A 10703-nucleotide genomic window follows, 5' to 3' on the forward strand; every position below is an offset into this window, starting at 1 on the left:
CCTCTGTTACCGTGATAAATCCTTGTTGTACCCACAACCTGTAATCCACCCGATCGGCTTTTTGCTTCACTTTCGCCTCCGGAACCCAGAAAAACAAGCGCAAAACAGGATGTTCTAACATCGGGAAGAACAACGCCAAAGCCGTTATGTCGTCCGTGCTCGCCAAATCCAACCCGGCGTAACACTCCTTACCCTTCAAATCCTCGTCTTTCGTCCCGAAATTATTCGCTTGAATCACGTCATCCGGAATCCATACGGTTGGAGCATCCACCCATAGATTCAAGTTCTTCGTTTTAAATTCCAGTTCCTTGGATGGATCGTTTAACACTGCTGTAAATTCACTCTGCATGAACTCCGGTTTTACCGACACGCCTAAATTCGGGATTGCCTTACCCCACTTGCTCGAATCCTTCCAGTCATCCCCCTCGTCCATCGAGAAGATCATTATAAACCTATCCAACTGAATCTTGTCACCTTTTAGTATTTCGGTATTTACCTTACGAACACCATAACAGGGGAGAGAAAGATTCAACCCCGCCGTTGTGATTATAAAGATAAGCGGCTGCCTTCTGGCACCCATACCGGAACGGATCACGTCGTAGATTTCTAAGGTAGTCCACTTGTGCAACTCGTCGATAATCGCCCCGTGAGGGTTGAACCCATCTTTATTTTTCGTGTCCTTGGATAACGGTTTAAAAGTAGACCGGGAACTCTCTACCGCAATCGCTTTCTTGCTTAACATCGTTCGTTTCATGAGCGGCGCCGACTGCTCGATCATCGCCACGGCAGCCTCCCAACACACCTTCGCCTGATCTTTATCCACGGCGGCACTATATATTTGTGCCCCTTGCTCGTCATCCAAGTAAAGAAGATATAACCCGATACCAGCCGCCAACAAGGTTTTACCGTTTTTCCGGCTTACCTCAACGTAAGCGGTATTAAATCTTCTCACTCCCCCGACTTTTTTCCAACCAAAAAGGGAAGCTACAATAAAACACTGCCACCCCTCTAGTATCAACTCCTTGCCCGCCCATTCTCCTTGATAATGCCGTAACAAGGTAAAGAAGGATAACGCTTTCATGGCGGCTTTCTCGTCCCAATAGATTCCTCGTTCAACGGAATATTTCAAGTCATCAAGGTGTCGTTGAACGGCTAACTTTTCCAATATCCCGGCGTTCCGCTCCCCGGAAAGTACATCATCAATGTACTGTTGCATTTTTCTTATATACTCCTTCCCTCTACCCATATTACATCTCGTTTATATTATCAAACTCGTCTTTTTCTTCCTTTGGCTTCTCCTTCACTTTACTTGCCGAGGCAGGAGTTATACCCAACTCGCACGCTAACCGGATGGCATTGGTGTAATACTCGCTCGCCATCTTGTCAAGAGGATTCCGGTATTTCTTTTCGCCAAATTTCGTGTACTCTGTTAATATTCGCCCCTCTTCTTTTAGAATCTCCTGTGCTTCCATGTATTTTCCCATCTCCGAGGCGTACATTATCACGGCATTTATATTTACCACGTCCAAGATTCCTTTTTCCGCTAGTTGTGTCGTGGCTGTCTTGTATGCTCTTTTAGAGTACTCGTTAAAAAATGCCGGGGGCTTGGGAATCTTAATCACTTTCTCGAATCGCACCTCATCCCTCATTCGACACGGCTGATCCGTACCCTTCAAAATTTTAAGTTCGTTCGATATTGGTTTTCTTCCTGCCATGTTATCCCCTTTCTTGAAAACTCTCGATTTTGCACGCGCGTGTAAAAGGGTTGAATGGGGTCTTAGCAAATGAACCAAAAAAGTTTTTTACCCCCCTACCCTTGAACGAGTTACTAACTGAAATAACCCAATAGATTTTCTCTATAAACTTTTTCATTTTAACAAATATTAAATGTACATAAAATTATATCTTTAATTACCATTGACTATTTTTTCAACATGAATAACGACTTATCTTATCGTTTTTATCGTTTCTTAGAACAATTCATCCAAGCGACGTATTGCAGCGTTATCCTCTCGTTTCTCGGCGTCTATCGCTCTTAAATAAACCCGTGTCGTTTCTATGCTCGTGTGTCCTAGCATCTGTTGCACGTCGTATATACTCGCTCCGGCTTTCAATGACAAGATAGCGGCTGTATGCCGAAGGGAATGACACGTGTAATGTTTATCATTCAAACTAATCATACACAAGTATCTCTTGATCATTCGTGAGATCATGAAATCACTAACACCTTGACTCGCGTAACCTTTCTTGTGTGTAATGAATAACGGGCTATCCTCGTTCATGTCGTCGCGACAAACAAGATAATCATGTATAACATCCAAGACTTTACCTGTTACCCCGATACTACAACTCTTATCGACCTTCCCCTTGCGTTGTAAACGAATCAACGTGCGTTCACCGTTCGTTATATCCCCGACTTTCATCCGGCAGACTTCAACACGCCTGACACCAGTACGCACCATTAGGGACACGATAGCGTAATCCCTTTTACCCACGATCGTGTCCCTGTTAATAATCCCGAGTAATTGTTTCACTTGTTCCGTTGACAAGTATCCTTTCCTGTACTCCCTATCTTTCTTCGGCGATTTTATGCCTAACGCTATGTTATCTTCATAAAATCCTTGTTGACAAAGAAAATCAAATAATTTCCGAACTACCGTGAGATACAACCCGATCGTGTACACGGATAGTTTCTCGTGCAACATATCTGACTTGTACCGGAGAATATCAGATTTCTTTAAGTGATAGAAATCAAGCCCATTTATAACTACCCAACGAGTGAAATAGTTAATGACTGACTTGTACTCCTTACGACTCAAATCATTCACATCCTGATAACTTAGAAATTCGCTAATTATCTCGTTTATTGATTTCATTTCCAACCTTCTCGTATTCTATCCTTACAATCTTCCTTAATACTCTCACTCCTCCACACGCGGAGCATGTCACACTATCGTATTCACGCTCTCGATCATTCCATTTTTTCGTGTAACCTTCACCCCCGCAATGGGGGCATGTTACTATTCTCGTGTATGTTTCCCGGTTCGCCATGCTATCTAATTGAATCAAATTCCCAAATAATCCATTACCATACTTTTAAAGTCATTCTTGAACATCGAAGCCGTTTTCATGAATTTGAAATCCTGTAAAGTCAATTCATTTATGTAGTAATAAAACGCTTCATACTCGTTATCAAAATTCTTCCCGTAAAAAGTGTTCGGGTGGGTATCCATGTACTTCTTGATCGCTTTCATGATATTGATCGCGTAGCGAGGGAATGTCTTAAATTCAAGTCTCATCTGCGATTTCGTGGAGATAGGGCAACCCACGCAACCATGACGGGTGAAATTATAAGGAGCATCGTAATACTTCATGTAAGGAAGGTGATGCTTGTGAATATACTCCCAAACTTGTTTTTCCGTCCAAAAAACCAAGGGTAAAACGTGGCAAGCCCCTTTCATACTCTTCCTGCTGTCGCATTGCTCCGGTTCATATCCTGCCCGGTTGTTAGATTCATCCCGGCGCATACCTTCCAAGTTTCGCTTACCTATCCCGTAGTTCTCTTTTAGAAGCTCGCAACAAAAACGTCTTTGCCGAGAGGGGAAACCTTTTCTAGCCACAAGCTGTAAGAAAGATTCTTTCGGATTTAATATCTTAACTTCCGGGTAATTCTCCCGAATAAATGGAATTGTTCCGGGAGGGTCAATCGTGGTATTCGAGTAAAAAGCCTCGAATTTTACACCGGATTTCTTCGCTATATCAAGAAGAACGACACTATCCTTCCCGCCGGAGAAACCAAGGTTATATGTTTTATCCGTTTCAAGGTTACAAATAAGCTCTATACTACGTTTCACGTGTTCTTCCATTGCTTCATATCGTTATTGATTTAATGTGCGCCACAATCACCACAATAAGGGATTGATGTTATTTCTTTGTCTTTCATTACCCTTCCATCAGTGCCACGGAAACATTTTTTGCTGTATAGTTCGATTTCGCCAGGGGAACAAAAAATTGTTATTGTTTTAGGCTGTCTTTTCAAAAGACGACTCAATTCCTCAATCCATTGTTTTTCGCTTTTTGTTATACTAATATTATCACTCATAATTCAAATCGTTTTCAAATAAATTCGTAAGTAACTTTAACTTTCTTACAACGTGCTCCTTGTCGATACCATTGCTTCCACGTGTATCGTGATTTCTTTACAAACCGCTCGATGCATAGAGATTTCATATAACATTCAGTTCCAAGCATCATATCCCCACACACATTGGTAATTATATACATTGTTCTCTCTTCCATGGTTCAAATCGTTTAATTTTAAAATTTGAGGTGCTGGTGGAACTTCTTTTAATTCCCGGATTCCTACCGGACCAGACTCCCTCAATTTGTTTAATTAATTAAAAAACTGATGTGCGGAGAGTGTGATCGCATTCTCCTCGTTTGAAATCTTTATGTACTTGTAAAATATCTGCTCGCTCCTGTGAGCCGTGATCTTCATTATGCGTAATGTAGGGATTCCTGAAAGGAACATATTCGTGGCAGCAGATCGACGAGCCGTGTGTGAAGATATCAACTCGTATTTCGGACGCATGGTTGTCGTGAAATACAACCCTTTACGCCTTTCGTAAGGTATCAACTCCGTGAAACCAACTTTTTTACAAATTTCCTTTATAACCTTGTTGAAATACTGTATGCTCTTTGCCTTCGGCAACTCCCAGTTGTATTTTTCCATGATCTCCCTAACAAATTTATGAACCGGGACAACAACGGGAGCTTTTGTTTTTTTTGTGCGGATTGAAATTTTCCCTTCAAAAAAATTATCCTTTGTCAAACGAGAATAATCAGAATAACGTAACGCAGTCATACACCCAATGATAAAATAATCTCTCACGATCTCTTGATTCTTTTTCAAGCCTCTGAAATAATACAACCGGGCGATGTCCGTCATCGACAGGAATATCGTGTTTATCTCGTCATCACGATAAATGAAATCACGGAAAGTGGGATCAACCGGATAACCTCCGTTATATGCTCTTTGTAACATAGCCTTAACCCGTTCAATCATTCCCTTAACAGTTGACGACATCAAATTTTGTTGCTCTTGAAGAAAGTGAACGAATTCTTGCAATCCTTCATCATTCAAGGTATTCGTGTAGATTGTCTTTTCGATGTACTCTCCGAAGGCAGACAGATGATTTGCCGCGATTAAATACATCCTTTTGTAATGATCCGGACGATGACTTTTAGCCATGTACTCCCGGATAAAGTCCACCAAGACGGTTAATACTGTCTTGTCATTACGATGCACGCTCATGATCTCGTGCCTGTTGTAAACAACTGAAAGATTACTTCTCATAATTACTTGTTTATCATGTTAATTTTATATCCTGTATCCTTCAAAAACATCTCTATTGCCGAAACACTCGTTCTCTCTTCTTTCCCCACCTTGAAAGTCCCGGAAATATTTCTCTTGTTACTCCATTCGGCAAAAGCCTTCGTTTTCAAGTATTTCCCCAGTAATTCAATATACTCGCTCGTTAGCAGCTCTTTTCTTTGCCCGGATGGATTTATCAATTCAATCACCGAGATCATAAGCCGTGTCGTTTATAGTGTTTACCATTGTCAACTTGCCGGATGACAGGAGATTCTCGATAGCAACCAAGACTCTCGCCCTAACTTTCGGGAGTAAATCCTTGTAATACAACACGTGTGTCGGTACAACATCACACTCCACCTTGCTTTGCTGTATTTCAGCGATTATTTGTATCACAATTTCTTCCATTTATTAATATTTTATCTCGGTTACCTTTTTCGATATTGCACTTGTTACACAAGGCTTGCCAGTTAGTTTTATCCCAAAAATCCTTACAAATAGGAACGGGAATAATATGATCAACCACCTCGGACTCCTGTATAATTCCCCTACTCTCGCAAATCTTACAAAGCGGGTATTTTGCCCTGAATGCTCGACTTTCTTTCGTCCATCGGGAGGTGTGATACTCCGGGGCGCTTTTAGCCCGGTGTTGCATTTTGTCATTAGGCACCCGCTCCGGCACCCACGGGCGTTTCTGTGGCTTAGGCTTCGTCGGCATGATCTATCTTCTTGTATACAATACTATTGTTATCCTTTCGCTTATGTGCCATGCAAGAGGGTGCGATGCGCTGACAGTTACGCGGGTGTTGACTCGATCCAATTATCCTGAATCCCCGAAGGACACATGAAGCACATGGAGATGATAACGAGTTTTCTATTTTTACTGCTGTTACAAGCATTTTCACTCCCTCCATTATAACCACGAACGGTTTTCCTATTCTATCACTTGTTTTTACCATAGTTTTTAATTTTAATTGTTAAAACGGCGCTGGCTCGAAATCTGAATTATCAAATATTACGGGCTGCCGCTCTTCTTCTTTTTGTTCTAAATGATTCGTATTATCCCATTTAACATTAGTTTGATCCAACAAATCGAAAGGGGAATATCGACCGTTATTGATATTATATTTAAACTTCGCTACACCCGGCTCCCCGAGATGTCTGAACTTCACTTTTTGGATATACACGTCCACAACACCGTTAGACTTGTTCCTGTGTACCGTCAACCCGTAATCAGCTTTATTGTAGAAATTAGCTGACCCATTAATGTCGTATAACGTCGGTACCTCGAACTCCCCGGTGGCTGTTTTCTTCATCTTCGTTGGATGAGCCATAAGGATAACCAAAACATCATGTTTTTGAGCGAAAATAGTCATCTTATCAAGCTGCTTTGAGATGTGGTTTGTTTCACTCATCCCGTTAGAAATATCACTCTCCACCCGGTTCCACGGGTCAATAACAAGACATTTTATTCCACGTCTCCGGACTAAATATCTAGCTCGTTCCAAGATAGAATCTAGCGAGAAATTATCACCTCCCATGAAGAAAAAATTATCCTCCATGTATCGCTTTACATGCCGATAAGCAGGAGTAGATAAATGTTGTTTGTCAAACTGTCTTCCGGTTATCTTCGATATAATCTTGCTGGCGTGATACTGCAAGGGTGCGTTCTCCGGGGAGAAAAAAGCAAATTTCCACCCGTGAAAGACATTCAATCTTTCAGCGATCTCGTCTATAAATTCAGATTTACCGCTCCCGGGAATACCGGTCACTACACAGAGCCGATTGGTCTCAAAACTGCAATACTTGTCAAAATTCTCGTGACCGATCAGAGTCCCCTTTTGCATCCCTCTCTCGAATAGCATATCCAAATCACTCTCAAAATCCGACACGGTGAACACGCCATCGATTTTTATCTCCTTCGCGTCGGTTAGAGTCTTCACGAGGGACACGGAACCGAATTTGATCAGATGTTCGTTGGCGTCTTTGCAACCATCACCGTACTCGACAATTTTACATCTCTCCGAGCCAAATCGCCTGATCAACTCCGAGCGGAGCATTAACCCTTTTTGGTCGGAATCAGAAGCGATATAAATCGTTTCCTTGTTCTCGAAATGAGAATCTATGAACCGATCGAGATACGACAAGTTAGCATTGGCACCATTCGGCACACTAACGGCGAATTTGTACCCGCAAGTGATATAGCTTAACGTGTCAAATTCTCCCTCGGTTATAACGCACTCTTTCGAGTCCTTGATGGCATCGATATTGTACGGGATGAGTTCGGCACCTTGACACAGCTTGAAATCTTTCGTGGCGGTCCGGTACTTGATATTTACAAGTTCACCGTTCTCGAAATAATTAAACTGGATCGTGTTGCATTTCTTCCCCTTTTGTGGCATGAACTCCATCCCCTCGGAAATTTTCATCTCCTTTAGCGTGCTTTGCGTGATCTTGCGCCCCTCGAAATACTTTACCGCCTTGTCTGATAGACTAGTGACGTTATCGTATCTCGGTCTAATGTAGCTTTGTTTCATCTTGTAATCTTCCTTCTCGTGAATACTTCCCGACCAACCGCAGTAATGGCAATGGAATACCCCCTCCGCCACGTTCACGGATAAACTTCGATCTCGTTTATTCGATCTTGAACCACGACACTTGGGGCAATAGGTTTTCAAGTTCCCACTTTTCCCATTTGGTATTTCTATGCCTAGATCACTGAAATTCATAACATCACCCAATCATTAAATTCTTTACTCCAACCATGAAACGCTGACGGTCTTGGTGTGGCATTATCCGGAACCGGTATTTTCGTACCTCTCGGATCACCGTAATATCGTTTCCCGTCTTGAACGAACTCTCCATCTCCTAAAATCGTTTTCTTGACATGCGCCGTCTCGTACTCCCAGCGTCGTTGGTTTATCCACGTTGATAAGTTCGCGTATTCCGGGGCAAATTTCCCGGCGGACAGCAAAGCGTTTCTTTCTTCAATTTGTGCCAGAATAGCCGGAAGCAACACGGGAATAACATTCTGCCAATCCTTGTGCTTCTTCTTGAAATTCTCGAACTCCGTCTTTAGCCCTCGTTTTTTACCCGGGTACTCTTTCCGGAAAGATTCAAAATCACTCTCGGCATCCCCAAGGGGGATTATAGGGGGATTATTATCATTTACATTATCATTATCATTTACATTATCATTATCATGTTTTTTTGGGTTATCGTGGGTTTCATAAAAACCACTTGGGTTTTTTGGGTTATCGTGGGTTTTCTTTCTCGGTCTACCTCCCCGTGCCCCGTTGTTCCTATTCCTCTCTGTCGTAGACATATACTTTTCAGCATCCCTGTCTAAGTCCGTTTTTATAAAGTTGAAAGCAACCTTAGCCATAGGCTTCAACCCCTGAATATTTCCCGATGTCGCATACACTATTATGCTTTCGTAAATTTCCAGCCTGATGTCATCCGGCAAGTCCCTTATTGCTTCCATCCAATCTTTATAAAACACGAATGATTTTCTATTCACTTCCATTTTACTTTTTATAAAACCGACCACCCTTACCTTTTAAAGCGATCCGGGTAACATTCCTTGAATATCCCATTAACCGCAACCTAACATACCAACACAAGTACATTAGATTATCTCTCGGTTGATTCAGGTTTTTCAGAAAGGACATGGAGGGAAAAGCTTTTTAATCTTACTTTCAATCTTCCCGGCAATTTCAAGGTTCTTTTGTTCCTCGATACCGTTCTCGCATAACTTTTTTATCCGGTATAAATCAATTGTCTCCCCGGAAGATACTTCATTGATTTTCTTCTGGTTGTAATCCATCAATTCAACACTCTCGTTTTTGGCAGAATACAAGCAATCCAAAATAAATTCCGCCTCTTCTCTAGTTATTGCCAATTGTACTTTTTTCATAGTCAAAATAATTTACTCATTGGGTTATTTCTCGATGTCTTCTGATTCAAGCCTTTTAAGGAAGCTGTCAACCTCGTAATTCATGCAATTAAGTAATCCCATGAGTTGAATGATGCACCTGCAAAGCACATTAACATCATCCATGTCTACGTTCCCGGGAGCACAATCCGCGATTATGTTTGTCTTGTCTATCATTTCCGAGGTGTCTATCGCATCCAATAGACCTTTTATCGATTCTACATTATACCTTACACTGTCTTTCGTCATGATAATTATTATTTAATTTTTTCATTACTGTTTTAAATTCGTCACTACTCTCGAATTGATTCATGACACGAACGTCATTCGAGCCAAAATAGATTTTACCGTCAGGATAGCAATACAAGTGTATCACGTGTCCATGAAAGCGTGTCATGTATATTTTCACGCCCTCGCTTGTTGCTACTGGTGTTATTATCATTTTATAGCTTTTACTTTATTTTTTTCAAGAAGCCGTTCGATACTAGACAATTCGTAGAAGTATTTACCGTTTATCTTCGTGGAACTTATCGCGGCTGTATCCCGCAAATTGTATAGAAAATCTTCCCCACAATCGAGGTATCTCTTTGTTTCTGCCGTAGATAACCACTTTTTTTCAACCTTTACGATCTCACCTACTTTTCTCGTGCGTCCCATAACTTGTCATTTATTTAACGATTCGAACTAAACGCCTTTCCGACATTTCTACCCCTCCTATGGCTATGGCTTCTTTTCTAATCTTCGTCGCTAGAGCACTTTCTAGCCTACCTTTCAAAGCAAAACGAACGGATTGTATTGAACATCCGCAAATTTTTGCTAACCTTGTTACATCTCCGTGTCTCACTACAATTTCATTCATAATTATTGCATTTTTTAAATTTAAATTATTACGTTTGCAAATCATCGCAAATACTATCAATATTGATGATGTTGTGTTTGTTGTATTTGATGATGCAAATATATGAGCATTGCTCTTAATTTCAAAATTAGTTATGAGGTATTCTCATAGATAATATTTATAAGATATGGAAACAACTGTAAAAGAGAGACTTTTGGAATTTATTAGACATAAAAAAATTGCAATTAATAGATTTGAAAAGACATGTAATCTAAGTACAGGGTATGTGGGGAATATCCGAAAATCAATTCAACCCGAAAAAATCAAGAATATTTCTCATAACTTTCCGGAATTAAACATGGGATGGCTTCTCACAGGCGAAGGTGAAATGCTGAAAAAAGAAGATATAGGCATCCCGCACGTGGAGAATACAAATGTAGGCATTCCTCATATTGATTCCGTCGAAGCGTATTGCGGTCCCGGTCAAGGCTTTGATATTGCAGTGATGAGAAAGGAATGTCCGGTTTACAATATCCCGGGAATGGAAGGAGCTGACT

At 41.1% G+C, this 10703-nt stretch carries 16 protein-coding genes and 1 pseudogene; 1 reads left to right on the plus strand and 16 read right to left on the minus strand.

Annotated elements, in window-relative coordinates; translation table 11 throughout:
* From Q5866_RS20315 to Q5866_RS20390, 16 genes are all read right to left on the minus strand, one after another.
* Positions 1-1246 (minus strand): terminase large subunit (locus Q5866_RS20315; protein ID WP_303182180.1); only part of this gene is annotated, 1246 nt, incomplete at its 3' end.
* A gap of 1 nt (position 1247) precedes the next feature.
* Positions 1248-1715, minus strand: coding sequence for a phage terminase small subunit P27 family (locus tag Q5866_RS20320; protein ID WP_303182182.1), 468 nt, complete (start codon positions 1713-1715; stop codon positions 1248-1250).
* A gap of 255 nt (positions 1716-1970) precedes the next feature.
* The gene (locus tag Q5866_RS20325) at positions 1971-2876 is read right to left on the minus strand and encodes a tyrosine-type recombinase/integrase (protein ID WP_303182184.1); all 906 of its coding nucleotides are present in this window, start codon (positions 2874-2876) and stop codon (positions 1971-1973) included.
* 189 nt (positions 2877-3065) lie between these two features.
* Positions 3066-3866: a phosphoadenosine phosphosulfate reductase family protein gene (locus Q5866_RS20330; protein ID WP_303182186.1), complete on the minus strand. Its 801-nt coding sequence runs from the start codon at positions 3864-3866 to the stop codon at positions 3066-3068.
* A gap of 20 nt (positions 3867-3886) precedes the next feature.
* Positions 3887-4102 (minus strand): hypothetical protein, encoded by a 216-nt coding sequence (locus tag Q5866_RS20335; protein WP_303182188.1) that lies wholly within the window; start codon positions 4100-4102, stop codon positions 3887-3889.
* A gap of 291 nt (positions 4103-4393) precedes the next feature.
* Positions 4394-5356, minus strand: a complete 963-nt coding sequence (locus tag Q5866_RS20340; protein WP_303182189.1) for a tyrosine-type recombinase/integrase — start codon at positions 5354-5356, stop codon at positions 4394-4396.
* 2 nt (positions 5357-5358) lie between these two features.
* Entirely contained in the window at positions 5359-5592 is a 234-nt protein-coding gene (locus Q5866_RS20345) for a hypothetical protein (protein ID WP_303182190.1), read from the minus strand.
* A complete protein-coding gene (locus tag Q5866_RS20350) occupies positions 5576-5782 on the minus strand; it encodes a hypothetical protein (RefSeq protein ID WP_303182192.1) in 207 nt (68 codons plus the stop codon). The genes Q5866_RS20345 and Q5866_RS20350 overlap by 17 nt, the downstream gene beginning before the upstream one ends.
* Positions 5751-6092 carry an HNH endonuclease signature motif containing protein gene (locus Q5866_RS20355; protein WP_303182194.1) on the minus strand — a complete coding sequence of 114 codons (342 nt, stop codon included), beginning with the start codon at positions 6090-6092 and terminating at the stop codon, positions 5751-5753. The genes Q5866_RS20350 and Q5866_RS20355 overlap by 32 nt, the downstream gene beginning before the upstream one ends.
* Positions 6076-6333: a hypothetical protein gene (locus tag Q5866_RS20360; protein ID WP_303182196.1), complete on the minus strand. Its 258-nt coding sequence runs from the start codon at positions 6331-6333 to the stop codon at positions 6076-6078. The genes Q5866_RS20355 and Q5866_RS20360 overlap by 17 nt, the downstream gene beginning before the upstream one ends.
* A gap of 18 nt (positions 6334-6351) precedes the next feature.
* Positions 6352-8103, minus strand: coding sequence for a bifunctional DNA primase/helicase (locus Q5866_RS20365; protein WP_303182198.1), 1752 nt, complete (start codon positions 8101-8103; stop codon positions 6352-6354).
* Complete coding sequence (locus tag Q5866_RS20370; protein WP_303182200.1) at positions 8100-8900, minus strand: DUF6291 domain-containing protein; 801 nt, start codon at positions 8898-8900, stop codon at positions 8100-8102. The genes Q5866_RS20365 and Q5866_RS20370 overlap by 4 nt, the downstream gene beginning before the upstream one ends.
* Before the next feature lie 132 nt (positions 8901-9032).
* The gene (locus tag Q5866_RS20375; protein WP_303182202.1) at positions 9033-9290 is read right to left on the minus strand and encodes a hypothetical protein; all 258 of its coding nucleotides are present in this window, start codon (positions 9288-9290) and stop codon (positions 9033-9035) included.
* 24 nt (positions 9291-9314) lie between these two features.
* Positions 9315-9557 (minus strand): hypothetical protein, encoded by a 243-nt coding sequence (locus Q5866_RS20380; protein WP_303182204.1) that lies wholly within the window; start codon positions 9555-9557, stop codon positions 9315-9317.
* Positions 9532-9750, minus strand: coding sequence for a hypothetical protein (locus Q5866_RS20385; RefSeq protein WP_303182205.1), 219 nt, complete (start codon positions 9748-9750; stop codon positions 9532-9534). Before Q5866_RS20385 ends, Q5866_RS20380 begins: the two co-directional genes overlap by 26 nt.
* Positions 9747-9965 carry a helix-turn-helix domain-containing protein gene (locus Q5866_RS20390; protein ID WP_303182206.1) on the minus strand — a complete coding sequence of 73 codons (219 nt, stop codon included), beginning with the start codon at positions 9963-9965 and terminating at the stop codon, positions 9747-9749. The genes Q5866_RS20385 and Q5866_RS20390 overlap by 4 nt, the downstream gene beginning before the upstream one ends.
* Before the next feature lie 368 nt (positions 9966-10333).
* On the opposite strand from Q5866_RS20390, the pseudogene Q5866_RS20395 reads away from it, so the two are divergent.
* Positions 10334-10703, plus strand: a pseudogene (locus Q5866_RS20395) (hypothetical protein); the annotation flags it as partial.

The organism is uncultured Butyricimonas sp. (genome assembly GCF_959596855.1).
GTDB classification, from domain to species: Bacteria; Bacteroidota; Bacteroidia; order Bacteroidales; family Marinifilaceae; genus Butyricimonas; species Butyricimonas muris.